Annotated in this window: 22 protein-coding genes; 12 read left to right on the top strand and 10 right to left on the bottom strand. The window is 69.6% G+C overall.

From position 1 onward, the window contains the following. Positions 1 to 12 precede the first annotated feature (12 nt). The gene (locus tag AABA78_RS09055) at positions 13 to 642 is read left to right on the top strand and encodes a LuxR C-terminal-related transcriptional regulator (protein WP_338262580.1); all 630 of its coding nucleotides are present in this window, start codon (positions 13 to 15) and stop codon (positions 640 to 642) included. Here AABA78_RS09055 and AABA78_RS09050 read toward each other — a convergent pair. The 3 genes from AABA78_RS09050 to AABA78_RS09040 are packed head-to-tail and all read right to left on the bottom strand — an operon-like array spanning position 639 to position 2,000. Continuing rightward, complete coding sequence (locus tag AABA78_RS09050) at positions 639 to 1,064, bottom strand: type II toxin-antitoxin system death-on-curing family toxin (protein ID WP_338262579.1); 426 nt, start codon at positions 1,062 to 1,064, stop codon at positions 639 to 641. The two genes, AABA78_RS09055 and AABA78_RS09050, sit on opposite strands and share 4 nt — an antisense overlap. Next, complete coding sequence (locus AABA78_RS09045) at positions 1,061 to 1,348, bottom strand: hypothetical protein (protein WP_338262578.1); 288 nt, start codon at positions 1,346 to 1,348, stop codon at positions 1,061 to 1,063. Before AABA78_RS09045 ends, AABA78_RS09050 begins: the two co-directional genes overlap by 4 nt. A gap of 13 nt (positions 1,349 to 1,361) precedes the next feature. After that, entirely contained in the window at positions 1,362 to 2,000 is a 639-nt protein-coding gene (locus AABA78_RS09040; RefSeq protein WP_338262577.1) for a hypothetical protein, read from the bottom strand. A gap of 92 nt (positions 2,001 to 2,092) precedes the next feature. Between AABA78_RS09040 and AABA78_RS09035 the strand changes: the two genes are divergently transcribed. The 7 genes from AABA78_RS09035 (at position 2,093) to AABA78_RS09005 (ending at position 11,322) form a co-directional block, all read left to right on the top strand. Next, positions 2,093 to 3,634 carry a MoxR family ATPase gene (locus tag AABA78_RS09035; protein WP_338262576.1) on the top strand — a complete coding sequence of 514 codons (1,542 nt, stop codon included), beginning with the start codon at positions 2,093 to 2,095 and terminating at the stop codon, positions 3,632 to 3,634. Then, a complete protein-coding gene (locus AABA78_RS09030; protein ID WP_338262575.1) occupies positions 3,631 to 4,458 on the top strand; it encodes a hypothetical protein in 828 nt (275 codons plus the stop codon). Before AABA78_RS09035 ends, AABA78_RS09030 begins: the two co-directional genes overlap by 4 nt. Next, positions 4,455 to 6,170: a M48 family metalloprotease gene (locus tag AABA78_RS09025; RefSeq protein WP_338262574.1), complete on the top strand. Its 1,716-nt coding sequence runs from the start codon at positions 4,455 to 4,457 to the stop codon at positions 6,168 to 6,170. The genes AABA78_RS09030 and AABA78_RS09025 overlap by 4 nt, the downstream gene beginning before the upstream one ends. Continuing rightward, positions 6,170 to 6,733: a hypothetical protein gene (locus AABA78_RS09020; protein ID WP_338262573.1), complete on the top strand. Its 564-nt coding sequence runs from the start codon at positions 6,170 to 6,172 to the stop codon at positions 6,731 to 6,733. Before AABA78_RS09025 ends, AABA78_RS09020 begins: the two co-directional genes overlap by 1 nt. Continuing rightward, positions 6,730 to 8,046, top strand: coding sequence for an AMP-binding protein (locus AABA78_RS09015; protein WP_338262572.1), 1,317 nt, complete (start codon positions 6,730 to 6,732; stop codon positions 8,044 to 8,046). Before AABA78_RS09020 ends, AABA78_RS09015 begins: the two co-directional genes overlap by 4 nt. Before the next feature lie 86 nt (positions 8,047 to 8,132). Continuing rightward, the gene (locus tag AABA78_RS09010) at positions 8,133 to 9,143 is read left to right on the top strand and encodes an aldo/keto reductase (protein ID WP_338262571.1); all 1,011 of its coding nucleotides are present in this window, start codon (positions 8,133 to 8,135) and stop codon (positions 9,141 to 9,143) included. 34 nt (positions 9,144 to 9,177) lie between these two features. Next, complete coding sequence (locus AABA78_RS09005; protein ID WP_338262570.1) at positions 9,178 to 11,322, top strand: sensor histidine kinase; 2,145 nt, start codon at positions 9,178 to 9,180, stop codon at positions 11,320 to 11,322. Here AABA78_RS09005 and AABA78_RS09000 read toward each other — a convergent pair whose 3' ends face one another. Continuing rightward, positions 11,323 to 12,117, bottom strand: a complete 795-nt coding sequence (locus AABA78_RS09000) for a radical SAM protein (protein WP_338262569.1) — start codon at positions 12,115 to 12,117, stop codon at positions 11,323 to 11,325. Between the two features lie 11 nt (positions 12,118 to 12,128). Next, on the bottom strand, positions 12,129 to 14,066 hold the full coding sequence (locus AABA78_RS08995) for a RecQ family ATP-dependent DNA helicase (RefSeq protein ID WP_338262568.1): 1,938 nt from the start codon (positions 14,064 to 14,066) through the stop codon (positions 12,129 to 12,131). A 111-nt stretch (positions 14,067 to 14,177) separates the two neighbouring features. Here AABA78_RS08995 and AABA78_RS08990 point away from each other — a divergent pair, with 111 nt between their 5' ends. Genes AABA78_RS08990 through AABA78_RS08975 form a run of 4 tightly spaced genes read left to right on the top strand, consistent with a single transcriptional unit; the run spans position 14,178 to position 18,247 of the window. Then, a complete protein-coding gene (locus AABA78_RS08990; RefSeq protein WP_338262567.1) occupies positions 14,178 to 15,692 on the top strand; it encodes an asparagine synthase-related protein in 1,515 nt (504 codons plus the stop codon). Then, a complete protein-coding gene (locus tag AABA78_RS08985; RefSeq protein ID WP_338262566.1) occupies positions 15,693 to 16,886 on the top strand; it encodes a glycosyltransferase in 1,194 nt (397 codons plus the stop codon). Continuing rightward, positions 16,883 to 17,740, top strand: a complete 858-nt coding sequence (locus AABA78_RS08980) for an ROK family protein (RefSeq protein ID WP_338262565.1) — start codon at positions 16,883 to 16,885, stop codon at positions 17,738 to 17,740. Before AABA78_RS08985 ends, AABA78_RS08980 begins: the two co-directional genes overlap by 4 nt. Positions 17,741 to 17,764: 24 nt before the next feature. Further along, positions 17,765 to 18,247, top strand: a complete 483-nt coding sequence (locus AABA78_RS08975; RefSeq protein ID WP_338262564.1) for a hypothetical protein — start codon at positions 17,765 to 17,767, stop codon at positions 18,245 to 18,247. Between the two features lie 327 nt (positions 18,248 to 18,574). Here the strand turns inward: AABA78_RS08975 and AABA78_RS08970 are convergent, their stop codons facing one another. From AABA78_RS08970 to AABA78_RS08950, 5 genes are read right to left on the bottom strand one after another with little or no spacing between them, the layout of a single operon-like run. Next, positions 18,575 to 19,582 (bottom strand): nucleotide kinase domain-containing protein, encoded by a 1,008-nt coding sequence (locus AABA78_RS08970; protein ID WP_338262563.1) that lies wholly within the window; start codon positions 19,580 to 19,582, stop codon positions 18,575 to 18,577. A gap of 2 nt (positions 19,583 to 19,584) precedes the next feature. Next, a complete protein-coding gene (locus tag AABA78_RS08965; RefSeq protein ID WP_338262562.1) occupies positions 19,585 to 20,130 on the bottom strand; it encodes a TIR domain-containing protein in 546 nt (181 codons plus the stop codon). Further along, the gene (locus AABA78_RS08960; protein WP_338262561.1) at positions 20,127 to 21,269 is read right to left on the bottom strand and encodes a MazG C-terminal domain-containing protein; all 1,143 of its coding nucleotides are present in this window, start codon (positions 21,267 to 21,269) and stop codon (positions 20,127 to 20,129) included. Before AABA78_RS08960 ends, AABA78_RS08965 begins: the two co-directional genes overlap by 4 nt. After that, complete coding sequence (locus tag AABA78_RS08955; RefSeq protein WP_338262560.1) at positions 21,266 to 21,946, bottom strand: Nmad2 family putative nucleotide modification protein; 681 nt, start codon at positions 21,944 to 21,946, stop codon at positions 21,266 to 21,268. Before AABA78_RS08955 ends, AABA78_RS08960 begins: the two co-directional genes overlap by 4 nt. Beyond that, a complete protein-coding gene (locus AABA78_RS08950; protein ID WP_338262559.1) occupies positions 21,943 to 22,425 on the bottom strand; it encodes a TIR domain-containing protein in 483 nt (160 codons plus the stop codon). Before AABA78_RS08950 ends, AABA78_RS08955 begins: the two co-directional genes overlap by 4 nt. Positions 22,426 to 22,428 lie beyond the last annotated feature (3 nt).

Below are 22,428 nucleotides of genomic sequence, written 5' to 3'. Positions count from 1 at the left end.
GATGAGGGGCCCATGTTGGATGCGCCCTCCTCATCGCCCAGGCTCGCGCTCGTCTCCGAGGACCCCCTGGCCCGGGGTGCGCTCGCACGGGTGTTGAGCGAACAGGCGGAGGCCTGGACGGTGGTGGCAGCGGGCACGCAGGTGGAGCTGGAGGCGACGCGAGGCGAGCCGCCCGACGTGGTCCTCTGGGACACGGGCCTGCGGCTGGAGGAAGGCGCGGCGCCGGACCTGGGCGCGCCGGTGCTGGCGCTGGTGGCGGACGAGGCGGCGGGGGAGCTGGCGCTGGGGGCGGGCGCGAGGGGCCTGCTGTTCCGCGACGTGGCGCCGGGGATGCTGGGGGCCGCGCTGCACGCGGTCGCGCGAGGCCTCACGGTGTTCGAGCCGGGCCTGTCCCAGGTGCGCGCCGCGCCCCGGAGCACGGCGCCGACGGGAGCGCCGGGGCCGGACACGCTGACACCGCGCGAGCGCGAGGTGCTGGGATTGCTGGCGGAGGGCCTGTCGAACAAGGCCATCGCGGACCGGCTGGCCATCAGCGAGCACACCGCGAAGTTCCACGTCAACGCGGTGCTGGCCAAGCTGGGCGTGCAGCGGCGCACGGAGGCGGTGGTGAGGGCCGCGCGGATGGGACTGGTGACGCTCTAGCCGCCGACGCGCAGCTCGCGCAGGTGTTCGACGACCCAGAGGAACACCGGCTCCACGTCCTTGTACTGGTTGTTGGAGATGGCCATCACCAGCGCCTCCGCCTCATCAATCGTGGCCTCCACCTCCAGGCCCATGCAGGCCAGGGCCTCGCACATGGCGAGCCAGGCGATGCGCTTGTTCCCGTCCACGAAGACCTGCTTCGTCGCGATGTAGAAGAGCAGGTAGACGGCGAACATCAGCCCCGGGACCGCTTCTGGCCCGACGCTGTACTCCTCCGCGGTCCAGGCCGCGCCCAGGGTCGCGCCAGGGCCCAGGGCGTCGCGGACGCCCAATCTTCCGCCATGCGCGGCGATGCCCTTGGCCTGAAGCTCCTGGAGCCGGGACAAGCCACAGAACCGGTCATACGGCTGCGAGTCACTCATTGCGCCAACCTCCGCAGCAGCTCACTCCACTTGCGCAGGGCATGTGCGTCACGTTCCTCCGCGGGAGGAACCGGCACGTCGACGCCCTCCTGGCGGATCCAGATGAGCCGGGGCCTGGGGCCCATGGCCACCATCGCGGAGACTTCTCGCAAGCGAGAGGCCCGCTCCACCTGCTCCGCCGTGGCGGTCACCGTGAGGACTCCGCCCTTGCGGAGCTCGATGCGGAGCTCCGGCGTGTTCGATACGCCGATGACGCCGTGAACCACTTCCAGGTGAGGCAGCATTCGGGTCCCTCCCTCAACGCGCGACGAAAGTCTCCAGGAGGCGTCCTTCTTCGTCCAGGAGCGCATCCAGCCACTCGCGCTGGAAGGAGGGAAGGGGCCACGGCCTGAGCTGGAAGTGGGTGGCCGCCACTGACGCCATCAGGGCCCGTTGGACCGCCGCTGCCGCCAACGCACGTCCGGCTTCGTCTCCGGTCAACAGGGCCCCCTGCTCCATCAACTCGTGGCCCGTCACCCGCTCAACGGAGGATCCCCCTTCCGTGATGCGCACGCCCAGCTTCCACACGGCCTGTCCCAGCCGGTGCCGCTCCTCGGGCGTCAACTGCTCCTGCGTCCGCCTCAGCCGCCCCAGCAACTGCCTGGGACCGTTGATGAACAGCGCCCCCATGGCCGCGGCGTCCAGCTTGCCCTGCTCCAGGAACAGACACGCCCGGACGATCCACGCCGACTGGTACAGCGGCGCCTCTTCCAGCACCCCGTCGACCTCCGCGTGCGCCAGGTCCTGCTTCTTCTCCAGGGCATGGATCACCGCCCGATGGAGCCGCGCGTCCACGGGCTCGCGCTGGGGCGCGGAGGTCTTCGGCACGGAGGCACAGGCGCAGAGCAGTCCACCCAGGACCAGCACCGTCACGAACCGCCAGGGAGCCATCTTCATCCCCCCAGCCTAGCGGGCCTCCGGACAGGCTCCGCCAGATGCTTGCCCGGTGCCCCCCATCCGCGCTCGCGCTGCTACACTCCCGCGCCTCCATGGCCAACCAGGATTGGGTCTCGCGCCTGCTCACCGGGCGTGCGTCGGCGGACAAGGGCCTCAGCGTCCACCTCTCCGAACGCGACGGCGGCAGCCTCCACGACAAGATGCGGCAGGCGTATTGGTGGATCACCAACAACGCCGTCATCTGCCCGTACTACGACATCGAGTTCGGCGGCACCGCCGCCCTCAAGAACACCGCGGGCGACGAGGTCCACCTCCCGGAGGACATGAGCTACAGCTCCTTCGTCCTCATCCCGCTGCTCACCCTGTTCACCTGCCGCCGCGCCCTGCTCGTCGGCGGCCCGGGCCGCGGCAAGACGACGTCCGCCATCCTCATGGCGCTGCTCTCCGGCATGGGCCGCGAGGACGTGCACCGGGGCATCCAGCGCGGCCACCCGCAGCTGTCCATCGCGGACCTGCTCGGCGCGCCCCTGCCCTCCGACATGCTCAAGGCGGAGGACCTGTCCGCCGTGAAGGTCAGCTGGCGCAAGTGGATTGGCCAGCGCGTGAAGATCATCGACGAGTACAACCGCATCCCCACCAAGACGCAGTCCGCCCTGCTGTCGCTCTTGGGCGAGGGCTATGCGGAGATGATGGACCAGTACGTCTACACCGGCCGCTCGTCCTGGTTCCTCACCGCCAACGACGACCAGGGCGGCGGCACCTTCCAGGTCATCGAAGCGCTCAAGGACCGCCTGGACGTCGTCGTGCGCGCCGTGCCCTTCAACTCCGGCTTCGTGGACACGCTGCTCCAGCGCATCGAGTCCGACAAGTCCCCGGAGGAGCTGCTCCCCAAGGACATCGTCTTCACCCCCGGCGAGCTGGAGAAGGCCTACAACGCCATCCTCGCCGTGGAGGTGCCCAAGGGCGCCCTGGAGCGCGTGGCCTTCTTCCTGGGCCAGCTCGACTTCTGTCGCATGGCGTCCCCGCGCTTCGAGTTCAAGCACAAGGACACGCTCAAGCTCGCAGGCCAGACCGTGTCCGCCGTGTGCAACGAGCAGTGCCCCTTGGACAAGAAGGTGCACCTCTGCACGCAGACGGAGAACGGCACCAGCGTGCGCGCGTACCAGACCATCCTCCACTTCGCGAAGGCGCTCGCGTTCTTCCGCGGCCACCGCGCGGTGGAGCTGGAGGACTTCCGGCAGATCATCCCCTGGGTGCTGCACGAGAAGCTCACCCCCAACGCGCGCAGCCCCTTCTTCGAAGCCAAGGGCAACAAGATGTTGCTCCAGGACCGCGTGGCGTGGATCCGCAACATGTTCGACATGGCCATGGCCCGCTACGGCACGCACGCGCCCGTGCGCCAGAAGGTCGTCGCGCTGCGCGCGGAGCTGGACCTGGGCCTGGCCGGCGTGGACCTGCGCACCACGGAGAAGCGCCTGTCCGCCGTCACCGTGCTGATGAATGAATTGATGACCCGCCAGGAGCTGTCCGGCCCGGTGTACGAGGACCTCATCCACTTGAAGTCCCTCTACAGCCGCTACCGCAACTACGCGACGTGGCTGAAGGAGAACCCGGGCGGTCAGGGGCAGCCATGAGCACGTTCGTCGAAGACCTGGAGAAGCAGGCCCGCGGCCGGTTCGTGCGCTGGGACTCCGCGCTGTGGGACGAGTTCCTCAAGGGCCCGGGGGTCCGCATGGGCCGGGCGCTCACGAGCGGTGACGCCGCGGCGGGAGAGGAGACCCTGCGCGACTACCTGCGACTGGGCGCCGAGGGCATCGGCCTGGGCTACCTGTATCCGCGGTCCGCCGGCAGGGAGAACTTCTTCACGCTCGCGTGGACGGACCTGCTGCCGCGCCTGCTGCCGGACCTGCGCCAGGAGGAGCAGGCCCCGGCGCTCGCGCGCATGTGGAACCTCGGCGAGAACCTGGAGTCCGCGCCGCCCTGGGTGCAGCGGCTGTTCTGCCGCCTGGGCGCGACCCTGGCCTCGCTGGAGGACCTGGAGGGCCACCTGCACACCATCGCCAACGAGGCCATGGAGCCGCCCACCCAGACGCTGGGCGACACGTCCACCGCGCAGTGGGTGGACCTGTCCCAGGAGGACGCACGCTTCATGCCCGGGGAGATGCACTTCCTCGCGCCCGCCGTCGTCTGCGTGCACGACCGGCACCGCGCCACCGCCGCGGGCGGACGCGACGCCGCCACGCAGGGCGTGTGGCTGGTGAAGAAGCCCATGTTGCTGGGGCCCATGGGCTGCAACGAGCGGCTGGAGCCCTCGACGGGCAAGCCCGCCAAGGCGCTCACCTCGCTGGCGCAGCGCGACCCTCGCGCGGGGGACTGGTACAGCACCCAGCACAACGAATGGCGCGCGGTGGCCACGATGCACACGTCCCAGTGGCTGGCGGTCATCCTGCCGGCATGAGCGCGGGCGCGGCCTTCACCCCGGAGGAGGTGGAGCGGTGCTGGCGCGAAGCGCTGGCGCTGTGGGACGTGCACGTGCAGTTGAGCCCGCCCGAACCGCACCAGCCCTTCCGGCCCGGAGAGGCCGCGGCGAACGAACCGCTCGCGTACATCGACCTGGTGCGCCGGCAGGTCTTCGTGAACTTCGACCTGCTCATCCGCATGGGCGCGCGCGACAGCCTCACCGCCGTGCTGGCCCATGAGATTGGCCACCACGTCCGCTTCCCGCACACGCTGGGGTGGGACGCGGAGCTGCGCGTGCTGGAGCAGCGTCTCATCCCGGGCCTGGGCCAGTCCCTCACCAACCTGTTCTTCGACCTCCAGGTGAACGAGTTCGTGGGGCGCACCCGCGCCGACGCGCTGTGCGAGGTGTACCGGGGCTTCCAGCGCACGCCCGACGGACGCAAGAAGAACCAGTCGCCGAAGAAGAAGGACAAGAAGGACGCGGACCCGGGAGGCACGTCGCCGCTGTTCTGCTTCTACCTGGCCATCTACGAGGAGCTGTGGCGCAAGGAGCCCGGGCACCTGGTGCCCGCGGATCAATTGAGCAGGTTGGAAGAGGCCTACCCGGGCTTCCGCGCGCAGGCGCGCATGTTCGTGCAGACGTTCTACACGCTGGCCGACGGGCGGCTGCAATTCCTCTACTTCTGCGCCAGCTTCATCCGCTTCATCGACCTGCCCTCGGAGGTGAGCTTCTTCATCCCGCTGGGCGGCGACCTCGGCATCCCGGATGAAGGGGACCTGGACGCGGCGGTGCAGTCCGGCGGCCGGTGGGAGGACGCACTGAAGGAGGCCCGCGCGAACGGCTGGCTGGACGACTCGCACGACACGAAGGAGTCGGAGCCGCTGGACACCATCCGCCGCGCGACGGCGCACCTGCCCGGCACCGACGGCGGCCGGCTGCGGCGCGCGCTGGTGGCCCGGTACTACCGGCGGCTCGTGGACCAGCACATCCTCAAGCTGCCCGCCTCGCCCGCGAAGCCGGAGCCCTACCTGCGCACGATTCCGGAGGCGTGGGAGTACGGCGACGACCCGTCCACCATCGACTGGACGCTCACGGTGATTGCGCAGGGCCCGCTGGCCGCGGTGAACCCGCTGCGCCGCGAGCTGGAGGCGGACCTGCCGCCCCCGTCGGACCTGGGCGTGCCCGCGCTCGAAATCTACCTGGACACCAGCGGCTCCATGCCCAACCCGGAGCAGCAGCTCAACGCGATGACGCTGGCCGCGCAGGTGCTGTCCGCCTCGGCCATCCGCAAGGGCGCCACGGTGCGCGGCATCATCTACTCGGCGGACAACCCCGTCGTGTCCCCGTGGATGTACGACGAGGAGACGGCGCGCGACTTCTTCCTGCACTACATCGGCGGGGGGACGTGGTTCCCGGTGGAGGTGATGGAGGCGCTGTCCCAGGAGCGGCCGGACGCGCTGCGCGTCGTCATCTCCGACAGCGACTTCCTCCACAACATGCAGCAGGAGGGCGCGCTGCCCCGGCTGATGCGCGGGATGAGCCGGTCGCGCCGGGTGGTGGCCTTCCTCGCGCTGCCGGATGACGCCCCCGCCCTGAAGGTGCTGGCGCCGGTGCTGGGCAGCCCGCGCTTCCGGCTGGCGACCGTGCAATGGATGTCTGACTTTGGCCGTGCCGCCGCGGCGCTGGCCGATGCCCTGTTGGAGAAATGATGGCGGTCTCGATTCCCCACATCCGTGAGCAGCTGGCGGCCATGCCCCTGCTGTCGCCGTATCCGCAGGACCTGGCGGTCGCCATCGTCTGCGACACCTTCCGCATGGCCAGCCAGCGGCCCCCGTCCCAGGCCGAGTGGGCGAAGCTGGAGCAGCGCCTGAAGAACCCGCTGTTCCAGGAGCAGGTGGGCATGCTCGCGTACGTGTTGTTGACGTCCGACCTGCGCAAGAAGACGGTGCTCTACCTCACCCCGGACCGCACCCCGCAAGCGCGCCTGCAGCAGTTCTTCGAGGAAGTGCATCCCCTCACCGCGGAGATGATCCGCTCCAACGCCTTCCGCCAGGAGGAGTTCCTGCGCAAGTGGCTGGCGGCCATGGGCGCGGACGTCGAGGGCGAGACGGAGGCCGAGTCCAAGCGCCGCCTCAAGGACCTGGACTACCGGCAGGCCGTGACGGATCTGCGCAAGGTGGAGGAGGCGCGCAAGAAGGAGGCGGACCGGCGCCAGGAGATGCTCCAGGAAGCAGCGCGCAAGGACGCCGAGGCCCGGGGCTGGCGCGAGTGACGCTCGGGGTCGCGCCCAAGGCACGCATCCGCCGAGACAGCCACACGCAGCGCCCGCACCTGCCGTGGGCGCTGGACGTGGCGGCGGGGCTCGCGCGGCACGCGGCCACGGGGGACGAAGCCGTCGCCCGCGCGGAGCTGGAGGCACGCCTGCCGGCCCTGCGTGAGGCGCTGTTCGGTTCACCCTACTACGTGCGCGTGCTGCGCGAGTCCGGCCTGCACCCGGGCGACCTGCGGCGGCTGGAGGACCTGCGGCACTTCCCCGCGTTGGACCGCGCCACGCTCGCGCGCCACTGGGAGGACGTGCCCACGCTGCCCGCCGCGTCCGACGAGTGCGTGGTGGTGAAGAGCTCCGGCACCACCGGGGATCCGGTGAACGTGCTGCGCGACCGGCGCGACTGCCTGCTCATGTGGGCCGTGCTGCGCTTCTTCACCGGCCGCGCCAACACCGCGCCCCCGGCGCGTCCGCGCGTGGTGCTGCTGGACGCGCTGCCGGGCGGGCTGGAGTACTCCGTGCGCCTGCCGCTGTTCCACGACGGCGCCCTGCACCGCGTCTCCGTGCTGCGCGACGACGCGGTGGCGCGCCTGCGACGGGTGAAGGCCGCGGTCGTCTTCTCCGACCCGGAGGGGCTGCGCTGGCTGCTCGCGCACCCGGAGGTGCCTTCTCCCGGGCTGGTGCTCACCTCCGCGCAGCACCTGCCGCACGCGCTGCGTGACGCCTGGAGACAGGAGCGCGGCGTGCCGGTCCTCAACTACTACGCCGCCACGGAGACGGGGCCGCTCGCGTGGGAGTGCCTGGAGGCCGCGAACCGGGGCCGCTTCCACGTGCTCACACCGGACGTCTGGCTGGAGCCGGACGGGGACGACGTGGTGGTGACGCGGCTGCGGCCCAGCGTGCTGCCGCTCTTGCGCTACCGGCCCGGGGACACCGGCACCGTGCGGCGCGACGCGTGCGCCTGCGGCTTCCACGGCTGGACGCTGACGGGCTTCGGGGGACGCGGGGCCTGCGCGTTCCACACGCCCGACGGACGCGCGGTGGACGCGTGGTCCCTGGCGTGGGTCTTCAAGCACCACCCGCTGCGCGCGTTCCGGCTCACCCAGGTGACGCGCGAGCGCTTCACGCTGGAGCTCTCGGGCGCGCCCCCGGACAGCGTGGCCTCGCTGTGCGAGCGGCTCACCGCGGCGCTGCGCAACCTGGGCTGGGCCGCGCCGGTGGTGGAGGCGGCTTCGGGGATGCAAGCGCGCGGCGAGGGGGGCCCGTCGCCGGTCGCCAAGCCGCTCCCCTTCCGTTGCGAGCTGGCGCTTTCAGGGTAGGTCAGGCCCTCGCACTGCCGTTTGCCCTGGATTCCCGCGCCTCGCATGAAGATTCTCCCAGGGCGATGTACCCGCGGGGAGGACAGATGAAGACTCGGAAGCTGGGCAGGCAGGGCCTCACGGTTTCGGCGCTGGGCCTGGGCTGCATGGGCATGTCGGAGTTCTACGCGGGCCGCGACGACGCGGAGTCGGAGGCCACGCTGCTTCATGCCCTGGACAAAGGCATCACCTTCTTCGACACGGCGGACGCCTACGGCCCCGGCCGCAACGAGGAGCTGGTGGGCCGCGTGCTGGGGCCCCACCGCCAGCGCATCGTTTTGGCCACCAAGTTCGGGCTCGTGCGCGACGCCGCGAACCCCCAGGCGCGCGGCGTCAACGGCCGGCCGGAGTACGTGAAGCAGGCGTGCGACGCGAGCCTGAAGCGCCTGGGCATGGACGTCATCGACCTGTACTACCTGCACCGCGTGGATCCGAAGACGCCCATCGAGGACACCGTGGGCGCCATGGCGGACCTGGTGAAGGCCGGCAAGGTGCGCTTCCTGGGGCTGTCGGAGGTGAACTCGGAGACGCTGCGCCGCGCGTGCGCCGTGCACCCCATCACCGCGCTCCAGTCGGAGTACTCGCTGTGGAGTCGCGACCCGGAGGACGGCGTCCTGCAAACGTGCCGCGAGCTGGGCGTGGGCTTCGTGCCCTACAGCCCGCTGGGCCGCGGCTTCCTCACCGGCCAGTTCAAGCGCATCGAGGACCTGCCGGAGGACGACTACCGCCGCCACTCGCCCCGCTTCCAGGGGGAGAACTTCCAGCGCAACCTCCAGCTGGTGGAGCACATCGACCGGCTCGCGAACCAGAAGGGGTGCACGCCCGCGCAGCTCGCGCTCGCCTGGGTGCTGGCGCGTGGGCAGGACCTGGTCCCCATCCCCGGGACCAAGCGCCGCAAGTACCTGGACGACAACCTGGGCGCCCTGGACGTGACGCTGACGGAGCAGGACCTGGCGGCCATCGAAGCCATCGCGCCGCCGGGCGTGGCCGCGGGCGAGCGCTACCCCACCACCATGCAGGGCCTCCTCCAGCGCGACACCTCCAGCGAGGCACGCTGAGCACCGGCCCGAGGCCAGGCAGCCCCCCGAGCCCATGACCGTCCCTGTCCCCTCCCCTCCCGAACAACCACCCACGCCCCGGCCGTCGCTCGCGCCCCCGGTGCCTCCTGAAGGGGCTCGGCGGGAGGAGGGCTCCGCCCTGCTCCGCTACGGGCTGGCGGTGACGAGCGTCGCGGTGGCCTACGTCGTCCAGCGGGCGCTGTGGCCCATCGCGGTCAGCACGCCGTACCTGGCCTTCTTCGGCGCCGTCGTGTTCTCCAGCTGGCGGGGGGGCTGGGGGCCGGGGCTCGTGTCCACGGCGCTGTCGCTGCTCCTGGTGCAGTACTTCTTCCTCCCGCCGGTGGGTGCGTGGCGGCTGGATGCGGCCAACGTCGTCGCGCTGGTCTTCTTCCTCGCGCTCTCGCTGTTCGCGACGACGTTGAACGTGCGGCTGCGCCGGGCCAACGCGGAGCGCGCGGACCTGCTGGAGCGCGAGCGCGCGGCCCGCGCCGCCGCCGAGTACGAACGCGCGCGGCTGCGGGAGTTGTTCATGCTGGCGCCCGCGCACCTGGTCATCTTCCGCGGCCCCCAGCACGTCTTCGAGCTGTCCAACCCCCTCAACACCGCGATGCTGGGCAACCCGGAGCGCCTCCTGGGCCTGCCCGCGCGGGAGGTGGGCCCGAAGGAGGAGGCCGAGCGCGTGGGCCAGATGCTGGACCACGTCTACACGACGGGCGAGCCCTTCATGGGCCGGGAGGTGGCCCTCAAGCTGCCGCAGCCGGACGGCTCCATCCGCGAGTACATCTTCGACGTCACGTACACGCCCACGCGCGATGTCCGGGGGCAGGTGGACGGCGTCGCCGGCTTCGCCTTCGACGTGACGGACCTGGTGCGCGCCCGTGCGCGCGCGGAGCGGCTGGCGCGCGAGCTGTCGCACAACGAGGAGCACCTGCGCCTGCTGGCGGGGGCCAGCTCCTTCCTGGCCACGTCGCTGGACTCCAAGGCCACGCTGAGCAACGTGGTGCGCCTGGCGGTCCCCACCGTGGCGGACTGGTGCATCGTCGACATGACGACGGGGGACGGCGGCATCCAGCGGCTGGAGGTCGCGCACGCGCCCGGCGAACCCGCAGAGCTGCGTGAGCCGCTGTGGGCTCCGGCCCCGTACGAGGCCATCGCGCCCGCGCTGGGGGGCGCCATGCCGCTGCTGCTCCGGGGCCAGCCCTTCTTCATCCAGGACGTCACCGAGGAGGGCTTGCGGCAGCTGACGAGCGACCCCGAGCGGCTGGAGGTGTTCCGCAAGCTGCGCCTGCGCTCCCTCGTGCTGGTGCCCATGGTGGCCGGGGAGCGGCCGCTGGGCATCCTCAGCTTCGGCACCACCTGGCGGTCCGGCCGCGGCTACACGGCCGCGGACATCCCCTTCCTCCAGGAGCTGGCCAACCGCGCCGCGCTGTCCATGGAGAACGCGCGGCTGTACCAGGAGGCGCGCGAAGCGGTGCGCCTGCGCGACGAGTTCCTGTCCATCGCGAGCCACGAGCTGAAGACGCCGCTCACGCCGCTCAACCTCAAGCTCCAGGCGCTGCGGCGCGAGCTGGACCGCACCCCGGGCCCGGTGCGGCGCGAGCTGGTGGAGAACTACCTGGACGTCGGCTCGCGGCAGCTGAAGAAGCTGGCGGAGCTGGTGAACGACCTGCTGGACGTGTCGCGCATCGCGGCCGGGCGGATGTCCCTGGAGCCCACGCCGGTGGACCTGGTGGAGCTGGTGCGCGACGTGGTGGCCGCCTACGAGGGCCCCGCCGCGCGCTCCGGCTCCACGCTCCAGCTGGAGTGCGCGGACGCCGTGACGATGGGCCTGTGGGACCGGCCGCGCCTGGAGCAGGTGGTGGTGAACCTGGTGGACAACGCCATCAAGTACGGCCAGGGGCGCCCCATCCACGTCCGCCTGGAGACGCGCGAAGGCAGGGCGGTGTTGACGGTGCGGGACCAGGGCATCGGCATCGCGGAGGACTCGCTGCCGCGCCTCTTCGGCCGCTTCGAGCGCGCGGTGAGCGGGCGGAACTACGGCGGCCTGGGACTGGGCCTCTACATCACCCGCACGTTGGTGCAGGCCATGGGAGGCACGGTGCGCGTGGAGAGCCACCTGGGCCAGGGCTCCGTCTTCACCGTGGAGCTGCCCCTGCAAGCGGAGGCCCCCGCGGCCTGATCAAGAAGCGGCGCGAGCGCGAGGCAGCTGCGCGTGGGGCTCCCAAGGGCCGCTGGAGCCCAGGCAGTGGCGGCAGGTGGCCAGCGGGGTGTCGCGTTCCAGGTAGGCCAGGAGGCGCGTGAGCAGGTCCGGAGCGTCGAGCGGCACGCCGTCGCCTTCCGCGAGCGCGGGCAGGTGCGGGTGCTCCGCGGCGAGGACGGTGGCGACGTGGGGCGGGCGGGTGCAGGTGTAGAAGCGGCCCCGGTGGACCAGGTGGCAGCGCTGCTTGAGCCAGCACTTCGCGAAGACGTCCTGCACCTCCGCGTCGGACGCGAGCGGCGCGTCCGGGGTGATGCGCTGGAAGCGGTCGATGGCCTTCACGGTGAGGTGGACGCCGTGCTGGTCGCAGCGCTCGGTGATGCGCGCGATGGAGCGTTCGGGCAGGGGCGCGGACGTGTAGAACGACAGCGTCATCCGGTCGAGCCGTTCGTACACGGCGTCCGGAGCGCTCTGGGCGAGGAAGCCGTTGGTGGTGACGGACACCTGTTCAGCGATCCCGGAGGCGCGCACGACGTCCAGCACGGCGGGCAGGTCCGGGTGGAGGAAGGGCTCACCGCCGGTGAGCTTGAAGACGTTGGGCTTGAGCACGCGAGAGAGCCGGCGCAGGTCTTCACCCAGCGCCTGGGGGGACACGGCCCACGCGGGCAGGTGCGGCGACAGCGGGCAGCACTGCGCGCAGCGCAGGTTGCAGTGCGTGGTGACGTGCGTCTCCAGGGACCAGGTGAGGACGCGGCTGTCGTGAAGCTCGTAGCGCACGGCGCGGGAGTCTAGCGGCTCTGCCGGGCTTCACAGAACGCCAGCACCTGGGCGAACGGATACTCGGTCAGGGTGCCGAAGAGCTTGTGCCCGGTGAGCTTCGCCTTGGAGAGCGCGGGGCTGCTCAGGCCACAGAGGAATCGGGCCGCCTGCCTCGGGTGTCCCAGTGCCTCCGGGTGCTTCGCCACGAGCGTCTGGAACGTGGCCACATCCAGCTGTTCGCGCAGGTCCGGCCGGGGGTGCGGTGGCGGCAGCACGCGCGCCACGCCCGTGCGGCAGTAGGTGCAGTGGCCGCATGGGGCTTCGCGCTGCTCGCCGAAGTGGGCCACCAAGGCGTTGCTCTGGCAGCCGTCGTGCGTGACCAGTCGGAGCACGTCGCGCACCCGTGACACCTCCTGGACCTCGCGCTTCTGGAAGCGCTCCTGCAACAGGGCCACGAGCGCCTTCGTGTCCTCGTGCTCGCGCAGCCGCGTGAAGCGCTGGCGCGGTTCGGCGACCTGCACCTCGGCCCAGCCCTGCTCCTGGAAGTAGTCGAGCGCCTTCACCACCCGGTCTCGCGGCTGCTCCAGCGCCTTCGCGACCTCGGCGACGTCGAACGTGTACCAGGTGCGGCCCTTCTTCGCGTGCGCGAACAGGTCCTTCACGAAGCGCGCGCGCTCCCCCTGGAACCTGCCGATGAGCGCGTCCACCGTCCCCGCCGGCTGCACCTTGTAGCCCGCGTAGAACGGCGTGCCCTGGCGCAGCACGCCCTCCAGCTCCAGGTACGTCAGCGCCGTGCGCAGCACCAGGGGCCGCAGGTCGTGACGGTTGCCCAGCGCGTACAGGTCCAGGTGCAGCTCCGGGCCCGAAGACAGCAACTCCTTCACCAGCGCGCTCAGCGCCTCCGGCAGCGGCGTGTCCCCGAGCGCGAAGTTCTCCAGCGTGGGCACGTCGTCCGGGCACGCGAGCAGCTCCACCACGGAGGGCTTGCCGTCACGGCCCGCTCGGCCGATCTCCTGGCTGTAGCTCTCCAGGCCCTTGGGCAGGTTGTAGTGATACACGGCGCGCACGTCCGCCTTGTCGATGCCCATCCCGAACGCGATGGTCGCCACGACGATGTCCTTCGCGGAGTGGGTCCACGCCTCCTGCACCCGCTCGCGCTCCTCGGATTCGAGGCCCGCGTGGTAGGCACTCGCGGGCAGGCCCTCCGCGCTCAGGAGCGCCGCCACGCGCTCCGCGGTCTTCTGCAGCGTCACGTAGACGATGGTGGAGCCGGGCGGGCGCGACTTGAGCCGCTCCACCAGCAGGGCGTCGCGCACCTCCGGGCCGGTGGGCGTGGTCTCCAGCGTGAGGTTGTTCCGGTAGAAGCCGGTGACGACCGCGTGCGACTCCGGGATGCCGAAGCCGTCGCAGATGTCGTGCACCACCTGCGGCGTGGCCGTGGCGGTGAGGGCCAGGATGCGCTCGGCCTGAAGCGTGCGCGCCGCCTGCGCGAGCTTGAGGTAGTCCGGCCGGAAGTTGTGGCCCCACTCGGAGACGCAGTGCGCTTCGTCCACCGCGAAGAGGGAGATTTGGAGCTCGCTCAGCAGCCCCATGAAGCGCTCGTTGTTGAAGCGCTCCGGGGCCACGTAGAGGAGCTTGAGGGTGCCGTCGCGCAGGGACTCCGTCACCTCGCGCGACTCCTCCAATGACAGCGAGGAGTCCAGCCGCGCGGCGCGGATGCCTCGCCGCTCCAGCGCGTCGATCTGATCCTTCATCAACGCGATGAGCGGTGACACCACCACCGTGAGCCCGTCGAGGAGCAGCGCGGGGAGCTGGTAGCACAGCGACTTGCCGCCGCCCGTGGGGAACACCGCGAGCGCGGAGCCCTGGGGCTGGAGCAGCGCCGTGAGGACCTCACGCTGTCCCGGCCGGAAGGCCTCCAAGCCAAAGCGCTCCCGCAACACGACATCCACCGCGTCCGCCTGCATGTCCCGCCCTTCCCTGTTCGCGTGAAGCGAAGCGTCTCCCCGGGAGGATAGCCCACCGTCTCCGAGCTTCCCCCTGATACGACCGGACGCAGCCCCTATGATGGAGACCGCATGCCGACCCGGCCTCCCAACGCGTCACCCCAGGGAAGGACTTCCACGCGCGGCCTGGCTCCTCGGGCGGTGAGCGACCTGCTGTTCCACGCCCGCGCGTCCAACGCGGAGCTGCGGCCAGAGGTGGAGCCCCTCCAGGTGGCGCTGCCGCGAGTCCTCCGTGAAGCGGCGGCACGCGATGAGGAAGGGCTCGCGGCGCGGCTGCTGGCCGCCTGGTCCGACACCGTGCGGGCGCATGTCGAAGCAGGCACGCACGAGGTGAGCCTGAGCGGCGGCGTGGACAGCGCGGCCCTGTGCGCGATGGCCGCCCGGCATGCTCCGGGGAAGGTGCGCGCGTGGACCATGGACGTGCACTTCGCGGACGCGGTGGAGCGGAGCAACGCGCGGCGGATGGCGAAGGTGACGGGCGCGGAGTTGGTGGACGTGCTCATCCCGGACTCGGTGCTCCCGGACCTGTTCGAGCACGCGGTCCTCGCCAACCAGACCGTCATCCTCAACGCCCGCGCCGTGGCGAGCGACGTGTTCTATCTGGAGGCCCGGCGGCAGGGCGCGGGCCCCATCCTCCTGAGCGGCGCGGGAGCGGACGAGGTGCTCCGGGGGACCCCCGGCGCGCTGTCTGCCGCGAAGGCTCGCGTGGATGAGGACCGGGCCCTGGCCGCGCAGGTCTTGAGGCACGAGGCCCTGGTGGCTGTGGACAACTTGCGGGCGCCGCTCACAGTCGGCTCGCGCGATCATGAAGAGGCCTCCGGAGCGACCCGGGGGGCTGTGGACAACTCGGGGAGGCCCCTGGAGGGGGCGCCGCGTGGCGATCAGGAATCAAAGCCATCCACGGGGCGTGCTCCCTCTGGAAATGACGGCTCCGATCAAGCCGTGGGACGCACTGAAGACTCCACCCCTGTGGACAACTTGAGGGCTGTTTCCGAGGGCGTGAACAGCGATCACGCTCCGCACGCCCCCCCTGTGGACAACCTGGGGACCGTGCTCGCCGCGCTGCCAGCGCCGTGGGATCTGCCAGCGACGGATGCGCTCCCCACCGAGGAGCTGCGCTACGCGAAGTGGGTGCTGTCCGAGCTCATCCTCCCGCCCGAGCTGCGGGGCGCCCGGGCCCACGGGCTCACGGTCCGCACGCCCTACCTGGATGAAGGCTTCGCGCGGGTGGCCCTGGCCCTGCCGGAGTCCGTGCTGACGCGGGACGGGTTCGGCAAGTGGCTGTTCCGGCACGCGGTGCGCTCCCTGGTGCCGGAGGAGGTCCGCCTCGCGCGCAAGACGCCCCGGTATGGCCACACCGCGCTCTCCAGCCCGGTGAGGTCGCGCTGGCTGGAGCTGTATCGCGCGTGGCTCTCTCCCGCGAGGCTGGAGCCCCTCCAGGTCATCGACTCGCGAGCGGTGCTGGGCTTGCTGGAGCGCTACGTCCGCCTGCCGCCCGACGGTGCGCAGGCCGGACCGATGGATCGGTTGTTGATGCGCCTCGTGTCCCTGGCCATGCTCCAGGCCCACACCGAGGCGCCTCCCTGAATGTCCCGAGTCCTCATCGCCACCTCGCCCGAGAAGGGCCACCTCAACCCGATGGTCGGCGTGGCCCAGTGGCTGCGCCGCCTGGGGCACACCGTCGGCTGGCTGTGCATCCCCGAACCCGCGCCGCAGCTCGAGTCCCTGGGCGTGGAGGTGCTGCGCCTGCCACACGTCGAAGCCGCGCCGCCGGGAATCGAGACGGGAGGCGAGGCGCTGGCGAAGCTGGTGCTCGATGACGTGGCGCTGGGGAAGTGGATCCGCGGCCTGTTGCTGGACGCGGCGCCCGCGCTGCTGGAGCCCGTGCGCGAGGTGGTGCGCGCCTTCCGTCCCGACGTGATGGCCCTGGACGGGATGCAGTACGCGGCGGTGCTCGCGGCGCACACGGAGGGCATCCCGTGGGCGGGCGTGTCCTCCGCGCTGACGCTGCTGGAGCCGCGGCCGGAGATTCCCCTGCTGCGCAACGTGCGAGCGCTCAAGGACGACCGTCAGGCCCTGTTCCGCCGTCACGGCTTCGACGCGCGCTTCCGCACCTGCGAGTGCCTGTCGCCCCGGCTCAACGTCATCTTCGCCACCGAGGCCTTCCTGGGCCCGGACGCGGGAGTGCCCCCGGACACGCTGCTCGTGGGCCCGTCCATCCCGCCCGAGCCCCGGGGCGACGAGGTGCCCTTCCCCTGGGAGCGCCTGGGCGACAAGCCGGTGCTGTACGTGTCCTTCGGAAGTCAGATCTCCTATCAGCCGGAGCTGTTCCGCCTCATCGCGGAGGCCGCGAAGCCGTTCAACGTGACGCTGGTGTTGTGCGCGGGCGAGCTGGCGGACACGGACTTCCCGAGCACGCTGCCCGGTGACGTGGTGGCGGTCCGCTACACGCCGCAGCGCCAACTGCTGGAGCGAGCGGCGGCGTTCATCTCCCACGGCGGCGCGAACTCCGTGATGGAGGCGATGACGGCGGGCGTGCCGATGCTGCTGCTGCCCGTATGCAACGACCAGCCCGTGCAGGCGCACTTCCTGGAGAAGGCCGGAGCGGGGCTGGCGAGGGACCCGCGGACCCTCACGGTGGAGTCGTGCCGGGAGGCCATCGCGCAATTGCTTGCACCGAAGTCATCCATGCGCGACCGCGTGGCGGAGGTTTCCCGCTCCTACCGCGCACACGACGGCGCGAGGACCGCCGCCGAACGCATCGCCGGGCTCGTGGCGTGAGTCCCCCGAGGTGGAGTCCTCGCAGGCATCACCCCGAGGGCGTGACGCCGCTGGAGGTGTGGAACCTGCCCGTGTTCGGGCGTGAGCTGTGGGAGCTGCTGGGCTCGCCGTGGGTGGAGGACGACCGGCGCGCGGGGGTGCCCGGAGCCAAGCTCGCGGCGCGCGTGATGCCCGCGCTGGCGGAGGCGCTCTTCCTGCTGGTGAAGCAGCACGCGCCGGACGCGGCGTACCTGAGTGGAGGGCTGGCGGAGCTGGACGGCTTTCCCGCCGCGTTGAGGGAGGCCACGGCGTCGCTGCGCTGCCCGGTGCACATCGCGTTGTCACCGCGCTTCGCCCCCGTGCGCGCGGGGCTGCGCATGCTGGAAGCCACGGGCGCGCGAAGCCCGCTCTGCGTGGACGTGGGCCAGACGAGCATCAAGGTCGCGCGTCCCGGCGCCACGCGCGTCTTCGAGCGGGACCTCGCCACGCTGCCCCCGCTGTTCATCGGTCAGCCACGTCCCGCGGACGGCCATCATCTCAGGGACACGGTGGCATTCATCGCGGGAGCGCTGCGGACGGTCCTCGCGGAGGACGCCCGCGTGCCTCCGGACGCCCTGTGTCTGGCATTGCCGTGTCCGCTGGATGAGGACCTGCTGCCCGGAGGCTGCACCTACGGCTTCGAGGGCACGGCCTCGCTGGTCCCGGACATCCTCGCCCACGCGGGCCTGCCGGATACAGGAGGCCCGGTGTTCGTGCTCAACGACGCGGAGCTGGCGGCCGAATCCGCGCGGCGGGCGCCCCAGGTGAAGGGACACCGCGTGCTGTGTCTGTCCCTGGGCTTCGGCCCGGGGGGCGCCCTGCTCGACAGGGCCTGAGCCTGGTAACCTGGTCGTGGACCCGTGCCCACGCCCTCCGACAACGACCAGGCCATCCGGCTGGCAGCCTTCAATGCCTTGCAGGCGTTGGTGGACCTGTATGGCGAAGTCCTTTCCTGGGACCGCATCGCGGAGGGCTTCCAGCTCCACGGCGAACAACACCTCTTCGCCAACCGGACGCGCGGCATCTTCTGGCCCCGGCAGATGCAGGAGACCGCGCCGTCCATCAAGACCACCGTGCCGCGCGGCTCACGGGTGGCGCGGTACGACGATGACAACGTGGCCTCGGACGGGGCCTTCCTCTACAAGTTCCAGGGAACGGACATCGAGGGCCGCGACAACCGCCGGCTCATGCGCGCGCAGCAACTGGACGCACCGCTCATCTACTTCTACGGCATCGAGCCCGGCTTCTACCGGCCGCTGTGGCCTGGGCTATCCTCTCATTTGAAAACTTCCTGCGGAGAACGCATGGGTAGCCGAGCCGGCAAACCCAGAGGGAGAATCTAAAATGAGGGGCTGCTTCAGCCGCAGCCCTCATCAGATGGGCGGCATACGTGCCAGCCCGTACGGACTCCTCCTGAGGGCGAGCGAGACGCGCACAGTTCCTCGAGCTGTTTCGGGTCGCGTCACGAAACTCAAGCAGACTCGCGGGCGATCTCCTGGCCCCTCGTAGGACGTCGTTCACCAGCCCGTTCGCAACGCTCTCTGTAGGACGAACCAACTTCGTTCGCACCGTCCCAAATCTGCGAATCATTGCGAATCCAGCAGGTTGCGCGTCGTGAGCCGGGGCGCTCTCTCGGATTCGAACTGTCCCGCGACGAATGCGGGGGCCATTCACCGATGGACACCGCGTGTCGGCAACGCATCGACGGAGATTCCCCACTTCGGCGGGTACCACTGCGGGATCGGCACTGGTCGGGGCGCGTACTTCTGTTTGATGCGCGTTCGCCCCAATTCGCCTTCGACGTCTGGGTGGGCAACGCGCGCGTACTTGCTGACCTCGCAGAAGACGTTCTGGCAGTCGATGAGCTGAAGGCTTCGTCCCCACAGATTCCGAAAGCTCATGTCGAGGCGCTGGAACTCGGCCTCGGCGCGCTCGGCCATGACCTGGATGATCTCGGCCTCCGTCAGCCCCGCCGTATCCTTGAAGCACTTGCGGATGCCATCGCGCGCGCCAGGGCCAGCGACCACGAACTCCATCTCCGAGAAGTCAGTGAGCTCACTGTAGTTGAGGTCGATGGCGAACTGAAACGCGAGGAAGTCACCCAGCGACGGGTAGCCGCGCAGCAGCTCGAACGCGGCTCGGAGTGAGCCCACCTTTGCGAGCTTCTTCGGGGCTCCGTCCTTCATCATGAGTTCGACGAGCCGGAGGTGGTTCCGGTGCTTGCGTGGGCTGCCGAACGCAGGCGACGGCATGATGTACGCTGCCGAGTACACGCGCTCGCCGTCTTCGAGAAGCTGGTCCAACACCTTCGCGTAGGTGTCGAAGGAGAACTCTCGCCAGCTCAGCACGCCAAGCTTCGCGCTCAGTGCCTCCCACGTCTCGATCTTGTTGAAGAGCTTGAACAAGATCGTGCGGAAGAAGACCTCCTCGGCCTTCTGCGAGCCCTCGTAGATCACGTGCCGAATCAGGTACTGGCTCACGCGGTCAGACGCGCGATACGTATTCGTGAAGCGATGAACGCTGAGGATCGGGTCCTCGGTCCACGGAGGCATGCTTCCGAGCACGCGGCGCATGAACATCTCCTGGCGCTCCGAGGCGAAGCGCCAGTAGGTGTCGAACACAGGAGTCGGCTTGAGCACGCGGCCCCCCGGCAGCCGAATCTCGTAGGTCGCTAGCATGCTCAGTCGGTCCACTCGGAGCCAGTGCGGTTCTTGCCGAAAAAATCGCGCGAGTTATCGGGGTTCACGCGGCTCTTCCGCAGGTAGGCCTCGTGAATCCAGCCTTGGACCGTCGCCGCATCCTCCGACCAGTTGTGGATGCTCGCGAATCCGCACTTGATGTTGTCGTGGAGTCGAGGAGGGAGCGTCCGGTGATTGTATTTGGACTTGTCGATGCGTGGGTACGACGGCAGCAAAATGCCGAGCAGGCCAGACCGAGGGTTGTACTCTGTGTGTCGGATCGACGACCCGATCTCCCAGTCGACGTGCTTGCGCTGCCAAGTCTCCTCGCCGATCAGGACGACAGTCACCGAAGTGTCGCGGAGGTACTCATCGCGGATCTTCTGACGAATAGTATCCGTCGGCAGGTTCGGGCTGATGTCGCCCACCTGCACCGAGCCCGGCACGATGGCGCCGAACGCGTTCCCGAAGCGCAACTCGAAGATATTCTTGTAGTTCTCGTCGAGCGCGTGGTGGTAGCTGACGAAGACTTTGTGCTTGCTGCTCATGTCGCTCCTCGCGAAGTAGAAGGAAGTCCCTTAGCGTATTCCTCGTTCGCCGCGTGAGGCGTGTAGCTGAGTCGGCGCTCGACGAGTTCGAGCGCCACGCGGCCGCCTGGTCCGGCGCACAGGGCGCGGAAGACGCCGTAGCCCTCGAGGATGGCCGTCTCCCACTGCCATAGCGGCACGGCTTCGACCTCGAAGCCCTCGACGAACTCCTTGACGGTCTTCAGCAGGTCGAGGTCGACGTGGTCGAGCCCCTCGAAGAACTTGAGCTGCTTCGCGCGGCTGAAGACGATCGCTGAAACAGCCTCTTCGATGATGCCAGCGCGGGCACCGTCCTGCGCCTCGTCGATCCTCGAGTTGCTCTTGCGCTTCGTCCGCATGAGCGCACGCACTACGGGCGACCATCCGAGATGCACCGCGTAGGCGAAGTGAAAGATGTCGTGGAAGCGGTACCCGTCCGGGTCCTCGATGTTGTCGGTGAGGCGGTCGCCGAAGTTGATGTCGTTGCACCGCAGAATGACGGCCCGCCGGGCGCCGCGTGCGCGCTCAATGAAGTCGACCTGAAGGCGCCGGGGGAGCTGCTCCTCAACCGGAAAGTCCTCGTCAAAGAGCGGCGCGTAGTTCTTCTCGTCGGGCCACCGACTCTTCGTCTTCGCCGTGTTGCGCCCAGAAGCGTCGCGCAGGCAGACGTTGGCATCGTTGCTGATCACCGTCAGCAGAGTCCAAGTGCGACGCAGGAGCGCGCGCATGTCGCCGCCCTTCGAACCACTGACCGCTGCGAGCACCTCGCCCACCGCTGCACCGAACTCAAGGTGCCCCATGAGCAGGGGGCCATCCGCTGCCGAGATCACGATCTTGCCCGGCACTGGAAGCTCGTCGAGCAGTCCAGGTGCGACGACTGATGCTAGGCGCACGAAGTACCAGAGGAAGTCGCCAACCTCCTCGACCATCCTCTCGCGGTAGACCGGGTACGCTTCACGTTCACGGCGCGCCTTCTTCAGCTCGGCGACGACGCTTCCGGCCTCGCCGATTAGGCCCGCCGCCAGCAGGGCGGCGTGGTCCGGCTTGCCCGTAAAGCTGTCTGTCTTCGCTGCCGTTGCCGCGAACTCCTGCAGCCAGCTTTTCTGCGGGCTCCGCGTCATCGCGCCCTCCGTCGAGGTGGCTGCTTCGAAGGAAGCTGCGTGCTCCTGGGCGCAAGGAGCGACGCGCGCTGATGCTTGGCGAACTCCAAGGGTTCGCCCTGCACGCCCCACTTGCCTTCTTCCTCGAGCCAGGCAGCAAACGCAGCGGGCAGTTCGTCCTCAAAAACGCGGTGGCCCCGACCCGCGCAGATGTCGTCCCTTTCTTTGCCGAAGGCCCGGAACTTCTTCGGGATCATCGGTGCGGACCGCCCCCAGTAGACGAACTTGCTCGCGACGAGCAGGCGATCAACGCCCGTGTCCCACTCAAGATTGGCCTGATTGAGGCGCCCCTTCTCCAAGCTGTGGTGCGAATCGGCCTGCGCCCACCGCTTGCCGACGCGGTGATAGATGTTGTCGCCGTAGAGGACTTGCAGGCTGCCGGTCAGGTTGGGCCGCTTCTGAATGAAGCGTTTGTCGTTCCAGTAGCTGTCGAAGTCGAGGATCTCGCTCACCTGCATCGCGTAAATGAGGCGCCCCGAGTACCCATACGCGACCTTCGCGCCGGTGCCGACGACCCAGTCTCCCACGGACGCGTGCTCGCGAATCTTCGGCTTGCACGTGGCCAACGTGCAGAACTTGAAAAACGGATTCGGGGCGAACCCGAAGTCACGCGCGACGACATAGGAGTAGAGCCTCATCCGCAGTCATACCTCTTGACGGTCCAGTCGCCCGAGGTTCGAGGGCTTCCGGTGGCAGGATCATCCCACCCGGTGATGTTGCCGTTGATCGCGTCGACGACACGCTCACTTTGCCAGCCAACAATCGCGGCGGCGTGCTTCCCGAGTTCCTCGGGAATGTCGGCGTCCGTGGCACCTTGCGCGTAGACCCCGATGACGTTCTTCCCCTCCTCGATGGCGTACTTGATCTCCCAGTTCACCCAGTCGCTCTGCGCGGTGTCGTGCGTGATGAGCACGACGAGCGTGCTCGCCCACTGGATGCGCGGCGCAAGGATCTCGCGCTTGATGTAGTCCTCATTCGACGCGGTGTTGGGCTTGTCGCTGTTGATCGAGCCGTCGCGCACCACCATCCCGGCTTTCGAGATCAGGTCCTTCAGCTTCGGCAGAAGAGCGTCGTCCTCGTGGACGTGAGAGATGAAGATGTTCTTCTTGTCCGACATGCT

It is taken from the genome of Corallococcus caeni, assembly GCF_036245865.1.
GTDB lineage: Bacteria > Myxococcota > Myxococcia > Myxococcales > Myxococcaceae > Corallococcus > Corallococcus caeni.
This window is presented reverse-complemented; position numbering and strand designations above follow the sequence as displayed.